Below are 17,576 nucleotides of genomic sequence, written 5' to 3'. Positions count from 1 at the left end.
TTATCATTTCCTTACATCTTGTATACTTTTATACATAAAGTCCATTGCTTCTGTAACTTTTGTTCCAGGATTTGACCCAAATAAGTCTGGTGGCAAAATAACTACACGGTTTTGTTTTACTGCATCTAAATTTTTCCACGCTTCATTTTTCAGCATTTCGCCTTCAAATGCTTTTTTAACGCTATTTGGATCCCCATGTGTAATTAAATAAATCACATCTGGATTTGCCTCAATAATGCGTTCTACACTTAGCTGCGCATATTGCGGATATTCCTTCATTTCTGGAAAGTCAGCCGCAATATTTTTCCCGCCCGTTTTCACTAAAATGTCACCTGATAGAGATGTTGGTAGTGCTGCTAAATAAGTACCTGGTGCTCCGTACACTAACAGTGCTTTCACATCACTCTTTTTCTCATATGTCTTCATTTGATCATTAATCTTTTGATTAAGTTCTTTTGCTTTATCTTCTTTCTTCATTATTGTTCCATATAGTTCAATATTCTTTTGAATATCTTGTACAGAATTCGCAGAAGAAATCATTACTTTCGTTCCTTGTCCTTCAACCGTTGGAACATTCTTTTGGAACCCATTGTTAGCAATAAGTACATCCGGTTTCAAACTAGCAATTTGCTCAAAATTCGGTTGATGTGCATTCCCGATTACTTGTACTTTCTTTAAATCCTCTGGAAGAGTTATTTTTGCATCCGGACGACCTACTATTTTTCCGCCTAAAGCATGAATAATATTCATGTCCCCCATACTTAATGTTGCAAAACTCTCTGGCACTTTATCGAACGTTACCTTTCTTCCTGACAGGTCGGTAACTTCGATTTTCTCTTTTCCTTTTTCTGTTTTTGTTGCAGATGCTTTTTCGTCTCCCTTTGCATTGCAACCTATTAACAAGAAAAAAATAGATAAAATCGCTGTGAATAGCGTAATAGATTTTTTCATTCTTCCACCTCTAACTGATAATGATAATCACTAACTACTATTCTACTTTAATTGATAAGGATTATCATTGTCAATATAAACCGCATACACTTTATAGAAAAACAAAAAGCGTTACAAAAAAGATTCCTTCTTTTTGTAACGCTCTATTTATCAATATTATTCACATTCGTTTCCCTCTAACTGTTCTCGCATCACTTTCACACGCTGAAAGAAAAAGAATGATAAACTTAAAAATACAACGGTGCTCCCCATCATAACAAAAGATTGTATTGTTTCTTTTGCTCCATTCGGAATCCATAAGCCAACCATTAACAATGTACTTACAGCGAGAAGAATTTGTCCGAACCGAGTATAATCTTCTATTTTTCCCTGTAATTCTTTCATTATATTCTCACTCCTCTATTTCACTGTATCATATTCTATTAAACTTAAAGACCAGTAAATACAGCCATTCTGGGAGATGTTTTCCAAATAAAAAAGAGCCGCTTTATTGCGACTCTTTCATAACCATTACTCTCCTTTATATGCTTCCATATAAATTTCTTTCAACTCTGAAATGAGAGGTAATTTTGGGTTAGCTGTTGTACATTGATCTTCAAAAGCTCTTTCTGCTAATAATCCAACAACCTCTTCAAATTGGTCGTTAGCAACTCCTTGTCCTGCAATACTCATATTTATATTTAAGCTTTTTCCAAGCTCAATAATTGCTTGGACGAGTGATTCCACACCTTCTGCTGTCGAGCCTGCTGGAAGCCCGAGCATTCTCGCAATATGTGCATAACGTTCATCAGCCACAAAGTGCTCATATTTTGGGAACAATGCGTGTTTTCTTGGCTTAATAGCATTATAGCGAACTACGTGCGGCATAAGAATTGCATTCGCACGCCCATGCGGAATATGAAATTCCGGTCCAATTTTATGCGCTAAGCTGTGATTAATACCTAAGAAAGCATTTGCAAATGCCATCCCTGCGATTGCAGAAGCATTATGCATTTTTTCTCGTGCTTCTTCGTCATTTCCATCTTTAAATGCTCTTGGTAAATATTTAAATACGAGGTCAATAGCCTTTAATGCTAATCCATCTGTATAGTCATTTGCTAGAACAGACACATACGCCTCGATTGCATGCGTTAATACGTCCATACCAGTATCTGCTGTTACATGTGGTGGTACTGTCATTACAAACTGTGGATCAACAATTGCTACATCTGGTGTTAATTCATAATCCGCGAGCGGATACTTTATATTATTTTTCTTATCTGTAATAACCGCAAATGGTGTCACTTCTGATCCCGTTCCTGATGTCGTTGGAATCGCAACAAACTGCGCCTTATTTCCTAATTCCGGATATTTACATGTACGTTTTCTTATATCTAAAAACTTCTGTTTAATGCCATAGAATGTCGTTTCTGGATGCTCATAGAATAACCACATTCCTTTTGCTGCATCCATAGCTGAACCACCACCAAGTGCGATAATTACATCTGGCTTAAAGCTTCTCATCATTTCCGCACCTTTAAAGACAGTTTCATCTGATGGATCTGGTTCAACCTCAAAGAAAACTTCAACTTTCACATCATTTGCATGCTTGTTTAAATAGTGCGCGACTGTATCTACATAGCCATGTTCAACCATTCCAGGGTCCGTTACAATAAATGCACGTGAAATGTTAGGCATATTTGCTAAATACGCTGTAGCATGTTTTTCAAAATAAATTTTTGGTGGCAATTTGAACCACTGCATATTCTTTTTTCTATTTGCCAGCCTTTTTATATTTAATAAGTGAGTCGCTGTTACATTTTGGGAAACTGAATTCTTTCCGTATGAACCACAACCAAGTGTAAGTGATGGAATAAATCCATTGTATATATCCCCTATTCCACCTTGTGATGAAGGTGCATTTACAATGAGACGGCAAGCTTTCATACGTAACCCAAATTGCTTTTGCACATCTTTATTTGTAGAATGGATAACTGCTGAATGTCCTAAACCACCGAGGTTCAACATTTCTTCGCAATATGTAAATCCTTCTTCTAATGAATTCGCCTTCACACAAGCTAATACTGGACTCAGTTTCTCACGAGATAACGGATATGCTGCTCCGATACCTTGAATTTCAGCTACAAGCATTTTTGTATGTTCAGGAACAGTAATCCCAACTAATTCGGCAATATACTGTGCTGATTTCCCTACAATATCACTATTTACTGCACATGTATTTTCATTTATAACGAGCTTTTCTAGTTTTTTTCTTTCTTCTTCTGTTACAAAGTAACAATTGTTTTCAGTCATTTCTGTTTTCACATCATCATAGATTTCTTTATCGACAATGATTGCTTGTTCCGATGCACAAATCATACCGTTATCAAATGTTTTCGATAAAATTAAATCATTAACAGCTCGTTTTACATGTGCTGATTTTTCTATATAACACGGTACATTACCAGGACCAACGCCTAACGCTGGTTTTCCAGTAGAGTAAGCTGATTTCACCATACCAGCGCCTCCAGTTGCTAGAACGAGTGCTACACCGTCATGGTTCATTAATTGTTTCGTCGCTTCAACAGACGGTCTTTCAATCCATTGAATACAATGCTTTGGTGCACCAGCTTTCATCGCTGCATCATATACGGTTTTCGCCGCTGCCACAGAACATTTTTGTGCGGAAGGATGAAATGCGAAAATAATTGGATTTCTCGTTTTTATCGTAATTAACGCTTTAAACATTGTTGTCGACGTTGGATTCGTTACTGGCGTTACCCCAGCTACTACACCGACAGGTTCCGCGATTTCTATTATTTCTTCGTGAGGATCTTCGTGAATAATTCCTACCGTTTTATCCTGCTTTATACTATGCCAAATATATTCAGTGGCAAAAATATTTTTAATGCATTTGTCTTCATACACACCACGGCCTGTTTCTTCAACCGCCAATTTTGCTAGCGGCATATGTTGATCAACACCTGCTAATGCCATTTCATGAACAATGTTGTCAATTTCCTCTTGTGTAAAACTCTCTAATGCTTGTAAAGCTTGTTGACCATTATTTACTAGCGTATCAATCATCTTTTTTACTTCCTGCATTTCATTTACAACTTTCTCTTTGACTACCATGTAAACTTCCTCCTATTCTACTATCACGGTCCTTATATGTCCCTATAGGTCAAAATAAGTCCCAATTAACATAAAAAAATAGAGATGCTTTCCTACATGAATTTCATTGTTTGTGAAATGTTTCACAAGATTGTTCATGAATAACATTTCCTGAATTCAATATACATGAAATCATTTCGTTTGTGTATGTCTATTTTGTGAAATATTTCACAAAATAATGTAATAAAAAATGCACTGCTAATATAAAGCAGTGCATTTTTTATTACGCTAGCGCTTGTGCTAAATCTTCAATTAAATCTTCACCATCTTCAATACCGACAGAAATACGAATTAATGTATCTGTAATTCCTAATTCTTTGCGGCGATCAGCTGGGATTGATGCATGTGTCATTTGAGATGGAATAGAAATTAAACTTTCTACTGCTCCTAAGCTTTCAGCAAGTGTAAAGTATTGTAGTTTCTCAAGTACTTTATTTAATGTCTCTTCACTATCTACATCAAATGAGATAATAGCACCAAATCCGTTTGCTTGTTCTGTTGCTAATTCGTGGTTTTGATGTGATTCAAGACCTGGGTAATATACTTTATTTACTTTTGGATGATTATTTAAGAACTCAGCAATAGCGCGTGAATTCGTTTCATGTTCTTCCATACGAATTCCTAATGTTTTTAAACCACGAAGTAGTAAGAAGCTATCTTGTGGCCCAAGAATGCCTCCTGTTGAGTTTTGTACAAAGTGAAGGTCTTCTGCTAATTGCGGGCTGTTTACAACTACTAGGCCTGCAACTACGTCACTATGACCTCCTAAATATTTCGTTGCACTATGAAGTACAATGTCTGCTCCTAAAGAAATCGGCGACTGCCAATATGGCGTCATGAATGTGTTATCGATAATTGTTAATAAATCTTTCTCTTTAGCAAGAGTAGATATTTTCTTAATATCAGTAATTTTTAGTAATGGGTTCGTTGGCGTTTCTACATAAATCGCTTTCGTATTTGGACGAATCGCTTCAACAACTTCTTCTAGGTTTGTTGTATCTACAAATGTATGCTCAATACCGAAGCGGTTTAATACTTTCGTAATAACGCGGTACGTTCCGCCATACACATCATCTGTTAAAATAACGTGATCACCTTTTGAGAATAACATAATTGTAGCTGTAATAGCAGCCATTCCTGAACCAAATGCAAATCCAGCATGCCCGTTTTCTAATACAGCAATCATTTCTTCTAAAGCTGCACGTGTTGGGTTACCTGTACGTGAATATTCATATCCTTGATGCTTACCAACCGCTTCTTGTTTGTACGTACTTGTTTGATAAATCGGTACATTTACAGATCCAGTTGAAGGTTCTCCTATGCGAATACCATGAATTAACTTTGTCTTTGCTCTCATTTTTTATTCCCATCCTTTGTATATGTCTTTACTTAAATAGCGCTCACTACTATCAGGAAAAATCGTTACAATATTTGTACCTGGCGCTGCTTTCTCTGCTTCAAGTAAACTTGCATGAAATGCTGCTCCTGAAGAGCTTCCAACAAGCAGTCCTTCTTTTTGCGCTAATTCCTTCACTCGTAAAAATGCATTTCGATCAGAGATTGTATGAATTGCATCAAAATAAGATGTTTTCAAAAATGGCGGAATGAATTCAAGGCCAATCCCTTCTGTTTCATGAGAACCAGCTTTACCACCATTTAAAATGGATCCTTCTGGTTCCACAATAACCGTCTTGATATTAAGGTTTTTCTCTTTTAAATACGATGCAGTCCCCATAAATGTACCACCAGTTCCTGCTCCTGCAACAAATATGTTAATCTCTCCGTTAAGTGCCGACCAAAGTTCAGGACCTATTGTTTTGAAATACGCACGCGGGTTTGCTTCATTCGCAAACTGACTTGGAGAGTATGAATTCGGTATTTCATTTACTAATTCTTTTGCTTTTGCAATTGCGCCGGTCATCCCTTGTTCAGTTGGTGTATGCACGACCGTTGCGCCCAGTGCTTTCATTAATTCTTGCTTTTCAATACTAAATTTCTCGGGTACACAAACAATAACGCGTAAATCATGTTGTAACGCTGCAAGTGCCAGTCCAATACCAGTATTTCCAGCAGTCGGTTCAATAATTGTTCCACCCTGGGTAACAAGCCCTTTTTCTAACGCATCTTCAATTAATTCTCTTCCTAAACGGTCCTTAACGCTTCCGCCTGGGTTATAAAATTCAAGCTTTGCAAATAAACGGACCCCTTCTGGAAGTGAAAAACGAGTAATTTCTACAATTGGTGTATGACCAATCAACTCATGAACTCCACGATATACATTCATCGTGTTCTCCCCCTTATTTGCCAATAAAGAAAAGGCAACTGTATGTATTTTCTTTATATGAGACAGTTGCCTTTTTGTTACATTAGTTTAACTCTTCTAGTACTTTCACGATAAAGTTTGTAGAATGAAGAGCTGCTTGATCTAAAAATTGATCAAATGAAACATTTGATTCTTTACCAGCAATATCAGAAAGTGCACGAATAATAACAAACGGAACTTCATATTGGTGGCATACTTGTGCAACAGCTGCTGCTTCCATTTCTACTGCATAAAGATCTTCAAATTTATCACGAATTGCTGCAACGCGGTTCGGATCACTCATAAATGAATCACCTGTTGCAATCATACCTTTTACAACTTGAATATTTTCTTCTGCCTGCATACATTTCTCAGCTAATGCAACTAATGCTTCATCAGCCTTGAATCCAGGCGGCATTCCTGGTACTTGACCATACTCATAGTTAAATGCTGTTACATCTACGTCATGATGACGAACTTCTGTTGAAATAACTACATCTCCAACATTTAGAGAATGATGGAAGCCACCAGCTGAACCAGTATTAATTACTTTTTCAGGCTTATATCTTTCTAATAAAATTGTCGTTGACATCGCTGCATTTACTTTACCAATACCAGACTTTAACAAGATTACTTCATGTCCTGCTAATTGTCCTTTCGTAAATTCACAACCCGCAACCGTTTCTGTTTCTGCTTGTTCTAATTTGTCACGTAAAATACGTACTTCTTCTTCCATTGCTCCAATTACAGCAATTCTCAATCTAATCCCTCTTTCTATTGCTTAGTTGCCTCCATTACCCAAACGAAATGATTTAACCTCGTAAACGTTACATGGAAGCTATTGTTTTCAAAAATAGACTGCATGACTGGAATACGTGTATAGTATTCCGTTTGCAAATCGTTTGCTAACTGATGAAAACCTCTTTGTTTTGCTGTTTCAACAGTTTTATCATATGCATCTTGATCTGCAAATATCGTATCAGCAAACACTATTTTACCACCTTTGTTTAGCAATTGACTATACTTCGCAATCGCTACATTTTTTTCATCATCTGTTAAATGATGAAATGCATAGGTGCTTACTATGGTATCAATTGAATTTGGGACTTCAAACGAAAGAAAATCACCTTCTGTAATGGAAAACTCTTGCGGCAATTTCTCTTTCGCAATCATGCGCATTTCACGTGACGGTTCTATACCGTAAACTGTGCGGCCAGCAAGTAATAACTTATTTGTTAAATTACCTGTACCAACACCAAATTCTAATACATTACCAAATGACTTGTTAACTACATCCTCTAGAATGTCCTCATAATGGGCGAAAACTTCTTTATATTGTATATCTTCGCCTTGTACAAATGAGTCGTACGTATGAGCCCACTCATCAAATAAACCATTAAATTCTGTACCCATAAAAATTCCCCTTTTTCTTATCGGTTTTATCAGTATGATATGCCCTCTTTCCAAAAATGTCAATTGAAATGTACATGGTATTTCCTTCTTTTCTTTGTTACACTATAGTTGATTACATAGGAGAGGGGTCGTCTTCGTGTCATTTACCTTTGAAATGTTAGAAGATAAAGTAGAGTTTTTCGAAGCAGGAGACTTAGCTTCTTTGGAACGAAAAATTAGTGAACAAATCGATAATAATAAAGCACTTATGCTTGAAGTTCATCACATCTCGCATCAAATGGTTATGGATCCTGAAAGCAAAAGGCCATATTATAGCGCGGTTGTTCATTTTAAATTAAAAAAATTACGCTAACTAAAAAAGAGAAGCTCCTAAGGAGCTTCTCTTTTTTAGTTTAGAGTTTGAACAAGTACTGGCTTCCAGCCCTCATTGTCTACCCAATCAATATTCACATAATATTTTTTACCTGATTGTTTATCTTGTACGTTACCGTAAGCTTTATTCTTACCGTTATTTCCAATTCTATGGATAACTAATTGATTTACTGGAACGTCAATTGCAGCTGAAATCGCTTGATTCATCTCATTCCAATCTGCTGTACCTTTTTTAAACGTCATCGCAGGTGTTGCACCTTGCTCTGTACCTACTGGCTTCCAAGAAGATTTCGTATAAGCATCTGTTGCCTGTGACTGTGTTTTTTCAGCTGGTACTTTCTCGTTAGCTTTCGCTTCTTCTTCAGCTTTTTTCTGTTCTTCTTCAGCCTTTTGCTTCTCTTCTTCCTTTTTCTTAGCTTCTGCCTTATCTTGCTCGCTCTTCTTCGTCTCTTCTTTGCCTTTAGCTTTCTCAGACTTATTCTCTTTCGTTGTTTGCTGAGCTACTTTTTTATCACTAGAAGACGCTTGTTCTTTTCTTTCAGGAACAAACAATTGATATGATACAATAGCTACTAATATTAATACAATTGCAATTGCAATATTTAAAACACCGTTTTGACGACGTTTTTGTTGTTTCTGTTGGAATCTAGATCCTCCTGCCATTCTTCAAACCTCCATGCAGTTTTTCATACTTGCTATTGTAACATTAAATCTAGAAAGGTTGAACATTTACAATAATATTTTCACGAAATGAAAACATTTCACTATGAATTGCAAGATTACTTTTCATTCTCTAATCGATAGATTGATTCTACGATAGCTTTGAAAATAGGTGTAACTTTATTTACACTGCTATTCGTTTCTATATCCACGACAACTAAAGCATATTTTGGATCTTCATATGGAAAATAACCTGCAAACCAACGATTCACTTTCGTCCCTTTTCCTGTTTGCGCTGTCCCAGATTTTCCAGCGACACTTAGTGGTAACGACCTGAATGCTGATCCTGTTCCTTTCTCCGTTGTTACAACGCCCCTTAATAACTCTTGTAATGTTTTCACCGCTTCATACGAAAGCTGTTTTCCACCTAATGTATGGTCTTCAAATGTATAAAAGTCCGTTCCATTTTTATACATTATTTTTTCCACAGCTTTCACTTCCATCTTTTTTCCATCCCTAGCAATCGTCGCCATCATATTTGCAATCGCTAGAGGTGACATGCGTACATCTTTCTGTCCAATTGCTGTTTGCGCTACCGCCTTTTTACTATTCTTATTTCCTTCACTACCCCAAATCGTAACTCTCTTCTCCTCTGACATTTGCTCAAAATGAGTTGTATGAAATACAGAACCTTTCCATCCAACCTTACCAGCGGCTCCTAAAGCTGCTACGTAAGTTTCTAATACCATCTTATCCTTTTGTATTAGCTCATTACCTAACTCTGAAAATGTCCTGTTACAGCTTCTAGCAAAGCTCTCTTTAAAACTAAGTGTACCCATCATAACTTGTGGGTGGTCTTCACCATATAAATCTTGATTACAATTAAATGTACGATTCAACACATTTTCATTTTGATCAATCACTGCCGCTGCAACTATTGTTTTAAAAACAGAACCAGGAAAATGTGGTGTCAACATTTGATTTTCAAGTGTAGTTGTATATAAACGCTCATCCTTCATCTGCACAGATGGTTTACTGACCATCGCTAAAATTTCATTTTTCTTTACATCAAGTAATACTAATCCCCCCTTCTTTATTTCGCTTGCTTCAACCACTTCTTCTGCTTTTTGCTGTAACCTGTTATGTAAAGTCGTTTGAATCGTCACTGGATAAAACGGATTTCCAGGCGCAGTATATTTTGCTTGTTTTCCAAAAATCGGTTCTCCTTGTCGGTCCACTTGATACAATACTTTTGCCTCCCCATCGGTCAAAAGAAATTCATCAAATGATTGCTGCAATCCTGAAATGCCAATTGGCGTTTGCCTTGAAATTTTTCTTACTTCTCCGTATCGCTTTTGAAATTCTCGTTCATTCTCCCCCACATCACCAATTAAATGATTCATCGCGCCAGTTTGCCGTAAACGAACTTCAGTTGCTACAATACCTAATACATTTAATTGATTTACCTTCTCCATCTGCTCTCGTGCCAATCGAAATGGACCATTTCCCCTTTGCATGATAAATGCACTTTTCTTGTCTTTCATTTGGCTTTCAATCTCTTGTCTCGACACACCAATGATATGCGCAATTTTCTCTAACATGTCATTTTTTATTTGTAGAAATGGAAAAACAATTAAAACAGGATACTTTTTCTCACCTATGTCCTTACCGTTCCGATCTATAAAATGGCCTCGTCCATCATCTACGGTAATGGATTGCGTCCGTTGTGTAACACTTTTTTCAATTAAATTTATCTTACGTTTTGTAAATGATTCTGTATCTATAATTTGTATTTGAACTAAACGACAAAGTAAAATAAGCATGACACATATAAAACAAATTAGAACAATTGTGATTCTCCGTTTTATTTTCATAAAAAAACACCTCGTCTATTATAGTTTGGACGGAGTGTTTCATCTTTTATACAAATAAAAAAATCACCCGCTTTTACACGAGTGATTTTTTATTATTTTACAGAGATAATCTCTACTTGCATTTCTCCACCTGGAGTTTGGATTGCTACCTTCTCACCAATTTGCTTACCTAATAAGCTTTTTGCAATTGGAGAATCGTTAGAAATTCTTCCTTCAAATGGATCTGCTTCTGCGCTACCTACGATTGTATAAGATTCTTCATCTCCACCTGGTAACTCTTTAAATGTTACTGTTTTACCTAATGTAACAACTGTAGATTCTTCACCGTTATCTGTGATGATAACTGCGTTACGAATCATGTTTTCTAATTGTGTAATACGTCCTTCTACGAATGCTTGCTCATCTTTCGCTGCATCGTACTCAGAGTTCTCAGAAAGATCTCCGAAGCTGCGTGCAATCTTAATTCGCTCTACAACCTCTTTACGTTTTACCGTTTTTAAATCTTCAAGTTCGTTCTCTAGCTTTTGCTTACCCTCTTGCGTCATAGGGTATGTTTTTTCTGTTGCCATATTTTCCACTCCTTTTATATACCAATCCCCCGAAAAAAAAGAGGAGTTCCATATGAAAACTCCCCCACTTATATGTATAGCGGAGGTTTCTAGCACGCCTGTACTAGCGGAGTTGTCACATACAACCCCGTATTCCCAATTCTTCTTTATATAAAGAAGATATGTATGGAAAGTTGATATAAATATGCCCTCACCTATATATAGATGAGGTTGCATGTTTCATTGTATTCGATAGGAAGGGAAAAAATCCCTTCCTATCGTATATCTTTTACTATGCTATTACAAATTTACTTTTTGTTCAAGAATTGTTGCAATTTTTGTCACCATAATATCAATTGCAACGTGGTTTTGTCCACCTTCAGGGATAATAATATCCGCAAATTTCTTAGAAGGCTCAATAAATTGATTGTGCATTGGACGTACAACACTTACGTATTGATCAACAACTGAATCCATCGTACGACCGCGCTCTTTAATATCACGCTGCATGCGGCGCAGGATACGAAGATCTGCATCTGTATCAACGAATAGCTTAATGTCCATTAACTCACAAAGACGTGGGTCTTCTAAAATAAGAATTCCTTCTAAAATGATTACATCTTTCGGCTCAACTGGAATAACTTCTTCTGAACGCGTATGCAATGTATAGTCATATACAGGCTTATCAACTTGCTCATATGCAAGCAACTGCTGCAAATGTTCAATCAACAGATCATTATCAAACGCAAGCGGATGATCATAATTTGTTTTTAAACGCTCTTCCATTGGTAAATGGCTTTGATCTTTGTAATAATAATCTTGCTCTAAGATTAAAATAGAATGACCTTTAAAATGGTCAAAAATCGCTTTCGTTACACTCGTTTTACCTGATCCCGAACCACCAGCAATTCCAATTACAACAGGCTTATTCGTCCCCATTCGACTATCACTCTTTCTTATTGAAGTATGCTTTTGCGCATCATATTATTCACATACACTCGTTGATCCACTTTGAATTTCACGATTTGCAACGGATGTCTCGCTGCATCTAATTCGTTTCCATCCTCATCCCAAATTTTCTCCACCGTTTGCGTAAAGTTTTCTATTTCTGGCCCAAAGAACTCCACTTCATGTCCTGGTTTGAAATGATTACGTTGCTCAATCGTTACGATGCCCGTTTCTTCATTATAATCTAACACTAAACCAGCGAAATCATACGTTGTTTTCTTACTATGATTTCCAAACATTTGCTCTTGATGTCCTGGAACCCCTTCAAAGAATGCAGGAGCTGTATCACGATTTGCACATTTATCCAGCTCATCTAACCATTCTTGTTTAAACTCAAAGTTATCAGGATCCGCACAATACGCATCAATTACTTTACGGTATACCGTTGCTACAGTCGCTACGTAATGGATTGATTTCATACGTCCTTCAACTTTTAAGCTATCAATTCCAATTTCAATCATTTTCGGAATTGATAAAATTAAATTTAAGTCTTTTGGACTCATTGCAAAGTGAGCATCATCTTCTTGGAATAGAGGAAGCTCTTTTGCATCTTTATGTTGTGATACTGTTTGAACTAAATCATAGTCCCAGCGGCAAGATTGACAACACCCACCACGGTTAGAGTCACGCGCTGTCATATGGTTACTTAACGTACATCTCCCTGAATATGCGATACACATTGCACCATGGACAAATGCTTCAATTTCAATATCCACTTTTTCTTTAATTTCTTTCATTTCTTCATAGCTTGCTTCACGAGCTAATACAAGACGATGTAAACCTTCTTCTTTCCAATACTGTGCTGCTTTCCAGTTGGATAGTGATTGTTGTGTACTTAAATGCACTTCAACAGAAGGCGCTACACGTTTACAAGTCTCAATAATAAGCGGATCAGCAACGATAATTCCCGTTACGCCAGCTTTTTCAATCCCTTTTAAATATTCCTCTAGCCCGTCCATATTTTCATTATGTGCAAAGATATTTGTTGTTACATATATTTTTGCTCCATATTTCTTTGCAAATTCAACGCCTTCTGCCATATCTTCCAGCGTAAAGTTACCTGCATTCGAACGAAGACCAAATTCTTGTCCACCTAAATATACAGCATCTGCCCCGTAATGGATAGCTACTTTTAATTTTTCTAAGTTACCCGCAGGGATTAACAGTTCAGGTTTCTTCACAATAACGCGCTTGCCATCGATCACTCGTGAAATTTCTTGTACAGTCATTTCCTACACCCTCCTCGTTTAGTAAACCGTTTCTTTAAAGAAGAATCCTGTGTCTAACGGACGATTTACTGGTTGCATTTCTTCTATTTCTTTATATAGAGCATCTTTCACGTCATAATACGCATCACGATCTTCCACACATAAATCAATCGCTTGACGATATTTCTTCGTTACTTCAATAATGTATTCTGAGCTTTTTAGTACACCATCGATTTTTAAGCTGTCAACTTCAGCTTCGATTAGTTCCTCTAATTCATCGATGAAACAAATATCGTTCGGACTCATAATATGAGTACCATTTTCATCTTCATAGATTGGATATTTATTGTTACGCTCTGGGTCATATAAGAACATATTCTCTTCATATTTTTTCTTTTCAATGTCAAGATTACGTCCTTGATACTCAAAGTAGTTTCCTACTAATGAACGCTTCGATTGGAACATACAAGTCATACCGTGAATTTGTACTTCTAGTTCCACTTCAGCATTTTCTTTTAAATCAACAATTTCATCTAAGCTAAGCTCACGAGCTAATACAGCACGCTTAGCTCCTCGTTGTCCCCAGTAATTACAAGTGAACCAGTTCGTTGCTGTCGTTTCTGTATTCCAGTGCAACTGCATATTTGGCGCTACTTCACGAACAGACATTAATACCGCTGGATCTCCAAAAACAATTGCATCTACATTCACTTCGTTTAAAAATGAAACGTAATCTGTTAATTCTTCTACTTTATCGTTGTGGAACATAGCGTTCATTGCTACGTATACTTTTACACCATTTGCATGTGCAATCTTCACAGCTTGTTTCACATCTTCACGTGAAAACTCCCCCGCTAAACGTAAACCAAACTTTTGCTCACCGATCATTACCGCATTTGCTCCTGCTTTCGCAAGAGGTTCGATATCCGCTACCGCTCTTGGCGTTACTAACAATTCAGGCTTCTTCATACCTTGGTCACCCTCTCTTTTTACTAACAGCTACTCCATCACCAATTGGGAAAATCGTTGTATCATATCCTTCATGGTTCATAAGCCACTCATTGTACGTCTTAATACGACGGATTAAACCACGTGTACGTCTGTTTTCAATTTTCTCTTTTGTCGTTACAAGACCATGGTACATAACATTATCTGAAATAATTACGCCACCCGGATTTAATAACGGTTCATATAAGTCAAAAAAGCGACGATATTGTCCTTTTGCTGCATCAATAAAAATAACATCAAATGTTCCATGTTCTTCTACTTGCTCGCCTGTTTCTAACGCATCACCGTAAATAACGGAAATACGCTCTTTAACTGGTGAACATTCTATATATTCAAGTGCTTTTTCATATCGCTCGTGATTGCGTTCAACTGTCACAATGCGAGAATTTGGAATAGCTTGCATCATACGAATACTAGAATAGCCAATTGCTGTACCAAGCTCTAAAATACTTTTTGGTCCAATTAAACGTAAAAATTGCAACATAAATTCCATTCCAAGTCGATCCATAATCGGCACATGATTTTCTTTCGCATAGTCTTCCATTTCAAGAATTAATTTATCTTTCGGATCAATAAATGATAATAGGTACTCGTTAACTGCATCCTCCATAATGGTCCTCCTTATTTACATGGAGAAGTGCCTCTATGACGTCTTTTCACACATAGAATGCAATAAAAATACAAGCCAGTTTCACCCTTAGCTTGTACGTCCCGTTTTGATATTAAAAACGATTCTTCTGCCAGTTTTTAACCCGATATATTTTACCACAAAAAAGAGGGATGTGCGACCTTTTTCGCTATCCCTCCCCATTTCACTGTTTTTTCGTAATATATTTTTGCTTTAATGCATTATGCTCTTCTAATGTTTTCGCATAGTACACTTCACCAGTTGGTGCAGCTAAGAAATAATAATAATCTGTTTGCGCAGGTTCTAAAGCCGCCTCCACTGAATGTTTACCAGAGTTTGCAATCGGACCAACCGGCAATCCTTTCACAACATACGTATTGTACGGTGAGTTTACCTTTAAATCTTCGTATAATACACGTTGTTTATGCTTTCCAAGTGCGTATAATACCGTTGGATCGGTTTGCAGTGGCATACCCTTTGCTAAACGATTATAAAAAACACTAGATATCTTTTGACGATCTGTAAAACCTGTCGCCTCTTCTTCAATAAGTGAAGACAATGTTAAAAGCTGATGAACATCCCAGTTTTTCGCTTTCATTTTTGCCTCGTTTTGAACTACGATTGCATTCGTTTTCTCAAGCATCGGAATTACAATTTCTTCTAACGTCGTATCTTTTTTATAGAAAGAGTACGTTGCAGGATATAAATAACCTTCTAATGGGTATTTAATATTGCTATCAAAGATTTTATCCGTTAATAACTTTGGATACTTTTGCTGCATTTTTTGAACAAATGCTTTATCGTTTAATTGACGTACAACATCATCTTTATTCCACTTTAATTCGTTTGCAATTGCATCTGCAATTTCAGTTACTTGTGCCCCTTCTTTTATCGTCACTTTATAAAGAGCTGGACGATGAACATTACCAGATGACATTTGTTCAATCACATCTGAGGCATTCATTGAAGGATTTAATAAATATGTACCCGCTTGTAAATTTTTTGATTTAGCCTTTGTATAAAAACTAAAAACTGTACCGTTTTTCACAGCACCTTTTTCTTCTAAAATCTCACCAATTTTACTAGTAGATGATCCCTTGGGAATTTCTACTTCAATCTCTTTTTTATTCCCGCTATCAACTGGTCCTAATGCGGATGAAATATACGCATAGACTGAACCACAAACTAAAAGCAGTGCAATAATCGAAAATAAAAAAAGACGTCTACGCTTTTTTTTCACTTGATTCTCTATCAACACTCTTCCTCCTTAATTAAATTGTAGACCGTATGTATATCTTTCTATACAACACGATATAAAACACAATAAATTTATTTATCTTTTTTAGATAGACATTTTATTTTTCTACAATCCGTCTCATTATACTACAAAGGATTGCAAGGTTTCGACAAAAAATCTTTCATTTTACATATAAAAAAAGATGGACTATATGTCGTCCATCTTTTCAGTACTTATTATTCAGCTTCTTGCTCATCAGCTAGAGTGTTGAACATTTCTTGTACCATTTCCCACTCTTCTTCAGATTCGATCGGAAGTAAATTTCCGCCCTCTTCTTCATTTTGCTCATAAGCCATTGCATCATAAATTGGGTCTCCATCTTCATCTACTTCACCGATTGGAGAGAAGACTACGTATGATTTTTTGCCAAATTTTTCAGCATCAAAAGTGAAAATAATTTCACATAAATGTTCGTTACCTTTTTCGTCTACAATTGTAATTTGATTTTCTTCCATTTTGGTCACCTCTTATTTACTATCTAAAAATCCTTGTAAGATTACGACTGCAGCCATCTTATCGATTACTTGCTTTCGCTTCTTACGGCTTACATCAGCTGAAATGAGCAGACGTTCCGCTGCCATCGTCGACAAACGCTCGTCCCACATTACAACGTCTAATTGTAACAGCTCTCGTAGGTTTTCTGCAAATTGTTGGCACGCTTCACCACGTGGGCCAATTGTACCATTCATATTTTTAGGTAAACCTACTACTATTTTGTCCACATTGTACTGCTTTACTAACTCAGAAATACGATCAAAACCAAAGTTGCCTCGTTCTTCGTTAATCCTGATTGTTTCCAGTCCTTGCGCTGTCCAGCCCATTTCGTCGCTCATTGCAACTCCGACTGTTTTTGTACCTACATCTAAACCTAATATCCGCATAAACTACTCCTCACGATGATGTTTCAAGTAAGACTTCACAAGCTCTTCAATTAACTCATCACGTTCAAGCTTGCGAATGATGCTTCGTGCATCTTTATGGCGAGGTATGTATGCTGGGTCTCCACTTAATAAATAACCGACGATTTGGTTAATCGGATTATAACCTTTTTCTTGAAGTGCATCATACACAGTTAAAAGTACATCATTTACATGGACACTCTGTTTTTCATCTTGAATGCTAAACTTCATTGTTTTATCAAAACCGTCCATTTC

19 protein-coding genes are annotated in these 17,576 nt (G+C 36.7%); 1 reads left to right on the top strand and 18 read right to left on the bottom strand.

What is annotated here, in order from left to right:
* Positions 1 to 3: 3 nt before the first annotated feature.
* The 7 genes from KVT31_RS01625 to KVT31_RS01595 all read right to left on the bottom strand — a co-directional run bounded on the left by KVT31_RS01625 (position 4) and on the right by KVT31_RS01595 (position 7,819).
* Positions 4 to 951, bottom strand: coding sequence for an ABC transporter substrate-binding protein (locus KVT31_RS01625; RefSeq protein ID WP_088097824.1), 948 nt, complete (start codon positions 949 to 951; stop codon positions 4 to 6).
* A gap of 156 nt (positions 952 to 1,107) precedes the next feature.
* A complete protein-coding gene (locus KVT31_RS01620) occupies positions 1,108 to 1,335 on the bottom strand; it encodes a YrhC family protein (protein WP_088097825.1) in 228 nt (75 codons plus the stop codon).
* Between the two features lie 126 nt (positions 1,336 to 1,461).
* Positions 1,462 to 4,065, bottom strand: coding sequence for a bifunctional acetaldehyde-CoA/alcohol dehydrogenase (adhE, locus tag KVT31_RS01615; RefSeq protein WP_088097826.1), 2,604 nt, complete (start codon positions 4,063 to 4,065; stop codon positions 1,462 to 1,464).
* A gap of 262 nt (positions 4,066 to 4,327) precedes the next feature.
* Positions 4,328 to 5,461 carry a bifunctional cystathionine gamma-lyase/homocysteine desulfhydrase gene (locus KVT31_RS01610; protein WP_001201921.1) on the bottom strand — a complete coding sequence of 378 codons (1,134 nt, stop codon included), beginning with the start codon at positions 5,459 to 5,461 and terminating at the stop codon, positions 4,328 to 4,330.
* A gap of 3 nt (positions 5,462 to 5,464) precedes the next feature.
* Positions 5,465 to 6,388 carry an O-acetylserine dependent cystathionine beta-synthase gene (locus KVT31_RS01605; protein WP_088097827.1) on the bottom strand — a complete coding sequence of 308 codons (924 nt, stop codon included), beginning with the start codon at positions 6,386 to 6,388 and terminating at the stop codon, positions 5,465 to 5,467.
* An 82-nt stretch (positions 6,389 to 6,470) separates the two neighbouring features.
* Positions 6,471 to 7,166 (bottom strand): 5'-methylthioadenosine/S-adenosylhomocysteine nucleosidase, encoded by a 696-nt coding sequence (gene mtnN / locus KVT31_RS01600; RefSeq protein ID WP_088097828.1) that lies wholly within the window; start codon positions 7,164 to 7,166, stop codon positions 6,471 to 6,473.
* Positions 7,167 to 7,180: 14 nt separating this feature from the next.
* Complete coding sequence (locus tag KVT31_RS01595; RefSeq protein ID WP_088097829.1) at positions 7,181 to 7,819, bottom strand: class I SAM-dependent DNA methyltransferase; 639 nt, start codon at positions 7,817 to 7,819, stop codon at positions 7,181 to 7,183.
* A gap of 136 nt (positions 7,820 to 7,955) precedes the next feature.
* Here KVT31_RS01595 and KVT31_RS01590 point away from each other — a divergent pair, with 136 nt between their 5' ends.
* Positions 7,956 to 8,171, top strand: coding sequence for a YrzA family protein (locus tag KVT31_RS01590; RefSeq protein ID WP_000010984.1), 216 nt, complete (start codon positions 7,956 to 7,958; stop codon positions 8,169 to 8,171).
* Between the two features lie 35 nt (positions 8,172 to 8,206).
* Here the strand turns inward: KVT31_RS01590 and KVT31_RS01585 are convergent, their stop codons facing one another.
* The 11 genes from KVT31_RS01585 to KVT31_RS01535 all read right to left on the bottom strand — a co-directional run bounded on the left by KVT31_RS01585 (position 8,207) and on the right by KVT31_RS01535 (position 17,573).
* Entirely contained in the window at positions 8,207 to 8,854 is a 648-nt protein-coding gene (locus KVT31_RS01585) for a YrrS family protein (RefSeq protein ID WP_088097830.1), read from the bottom strand.
* A gap of 116 nt (positions 8,855 to 8,970) precedes the next feature.
* Complete coding sequence (locus tag KVT31_RS01580) at positions 8,971 to 10,725, bottom strand: peptidoglycan D,D-transpeptidase FtsI family protein (RefSeq protein WP_088097831.1); 1,755 nt, start codon at positions 10,723 to 10,725, stop codon at positions 8,971 to 8,973.
* Positions 10,726 to 10,817: 92 nt separating this feature from the next.
* Positions 10,818 to 11,294 carry a transcription elongation factor GreA gene (gene greA / locus KVT31_RS01575; protein WP_000179964.1) on the bottom strand — a complete coding sequence of 159 codons (477 nt, stop codon included), beginning with the start codon at positions 11,292 to 11,294 and terminating at the stop codon, positions 10,818 to 10,820.
* 279 nt (positions 11,295 to 11,573) lie between these two features.
* On the bottom strand, positions 11,574 to 12,212 hold the full coding sequence (udk, locus tag KVT31_RS01570; RefSeq protein ID WP_048562247.1) for a uridine kinase: 639 nt from the start codon (positions 12,210 to 12,212) through the stop codon (positions 11,574 to 11,576).
* Between the two features lie 17 nt (positions 12,213 to 12,229).
* Entirely contained in the window at positions 12,230 to 13,510 is a 1,281-nt protein-coding gene (locus tag KVT31_RS01565; protein WP_088097832.1) for a peptidase U32 family protein, read from the bottom strand.
* 18 nt (positions 13,511 to 13,528) lie between these two features.
* On the bottom strand, positions 13,529 to 14,458 hold the full coding sequence (locus KVT31_RS01560) for a peptidase U32 family protein (RefSeq protein WP_088097833.1): 930 nt from the start codon (positions 14,456 to 14,458) through the stop codon (positions 13,529 to 13,531).
* 7 nt (positions 14,459 to 14,465) lie between these two features.
* A complete protein-coding gene (locus KVT31_RS01555; protein WP_088097834.1) occupies positions 14,466 to 15,107 on the bottom strand; it encodes an O-methyltransferase in 642 nt (213 codons plus the stop codon).
* A 202-nt stretch (positions 15,108 to 15,309) separates the two neighbouring features.
* Positions 15,310 to 16,380 (bottom strand): endolytic transglycosylase MltG, encoded by a 1,071-nt coding sequence (gene mltG / locus KVT31_RS01550; RefSeq protein ID WP_088097835.1) that lies wholly within the window; start codon positions 16,378 to 16,380, stop codon positions 15,310 to 15,312.
* Between the two features lie 218 nt (positions 16,381 to 16,598).
* Complete coding sequence (locus KVT31_RS01545; protein WP_088097836.1) at positions 16,599 to 16,877, bottom strand: DUF1292 domain-containing protein; 279 nt, start codon at positions 16,875 to 16,877, stop codon at positions 16,599 to 16,601.
* A gap of 12 nt (positions 16,878 to 16,889) precedes the next feature.
* Entirely contained in the window at positions 16,890 to 17,303 is a 414-nt protein-coding gene (gene ruvX / locus KVT31_RS01540; protein ID WP_061677211.1) for a Holliday junction resolvase RuvX, read from the bottom strand.
* 3 nt (positions 17,304 to 17,306) lie between these two features.
* A complete protein-coding gene (locus tag KVT31_RS01535; RefSeq protein WP_000348590.1) occupies positions 17,307 to 17,573 on the bottom strand; it encodes an IreB family regulatory phosphoprotein in 267 nt (88 codons plus the stop codon).
* Positions 17,574 to 17,576 lie beyond the last annotated feature (3 nt).

It is taken from the genome of Bacillus sp. GbtcB14 (assembly GCF_019091205.1).
Taxonomy (GTDB): Bacteria; Bacillota; Bacilli; order Bacillales; family Bacillaceae_G; genus Bacillus_A; species Bacillus_A cereus_AG.
The sequence above is the reverse complement of the archived record's forward strand: the minus strand, read 5'-3'. Positions and strand labels throughout refer to the sequence as shown.

Coding starts and splice junctions, on each gene's coding strand:
- KVT31_RS01555 (WP_088097834.1), bottom strand. CDS start 15,107: ATGGAGGATGCAGTTAACGAGTACCTATTATCATTTATTGATCCGAAA.
- KVT31_RS01625 (WP_088097824.1), bottom strand. CDS start 951: ATGAAAAAATCTATTACGCTATTCACAGCGATTTTATCTATTTTTTTC.
- KVT31_RS01565 (WP_088097832.1), bottom strand. CDS start 13,510: ATGACTGTACAAGAAATTTCACGAGTGATCGATGGCAAGCGCGTTATT.
- udk (WP_048562247.1), bottom strand. CDS start 12,212: ATGGGGACGAATAAGCCTGTTGTAATTGGAATTGCTGGTGGTTCGGGA.
- greA (WP_000179964.1), bottom strand. CDS start 11,294: ATGGCAACAGAAAAAACATACCCTATGACGCAAGAGGGTAAGCAAAAG.
- KVT31_RS01610 (WP_001201921.1), bottom strand. CDS start 5,461: ATGAGAGCAAAGACAAAGTTAATTCATGGTATTCGCATAGGAGAACCT.
- KVT31_RS01560 (WP_088097833.1), bottom strand. CDS start 14,458: ATGAAGAAGCCTGAATTGTTAGTAACGCCAAGAGCGGTAGCGGATATC.
- KVT31_RS01605 (WP_088097827.1), bottom strand. CDS start 6,388: ATGAATGTATATCGTGGAGTTCATGAGTTGATTGGTCATACACCAATT.
- KVT31_RS01580 (WP_088097831.1), bottom strand. CDS start 10,725: ATGAAAATAAAACGGAGAATCACAATTGTTCTAATTTGTTTTATATGT.
- KVT31_RS01585 (WP_088097830.1), bottom strand. CDS start 8,854: ATGGCAGGAGGATCTAGATTCCAACAGAAACAACAAAAACGTCGTCAA.
- KVT31_RS01595 (WP_088097829.1), bottom strand. CDS start 7,819: ATGGGTACAGAATTTAATGGTTTATTTGATGAGTGGGCTCATACGTAC.
- KVT31_RS01620 (WP_088097825.1), bottom strand. CDS start 1,335: ATGAAAGAATTACAGGGAAAAATAGAAGATTATACTCGGTTCGGACAA.
- adhE (WP_088097826.1), bottom strand. CDS start 4,065: ATGGTAGTCAAAGAGAAAGTTGTAAATGAAATGCAGGAAGTAAAAAAG.
- KVT31_RS01545 (WP_088097836.1), bottom strand. CDS start 16,877: ATGGAAGAAAATCAAATTACAATTGTAGACGAAAAAGGTAACGAACAT.
- ruvX (WP_061677211.1), bottom strand. CDS start 17,303: ATGCGGATATTAGGTTTAGATGTAGGTACAAAAACAGTCGGAGTTGCA.
- KVT31_RS01535 (WP_000348590.1), bottom strand. CDS start 17,573: ATGGACGGTTTTGATAAAACAATGAAGTTTAGCATTCAAGATGAAAAA.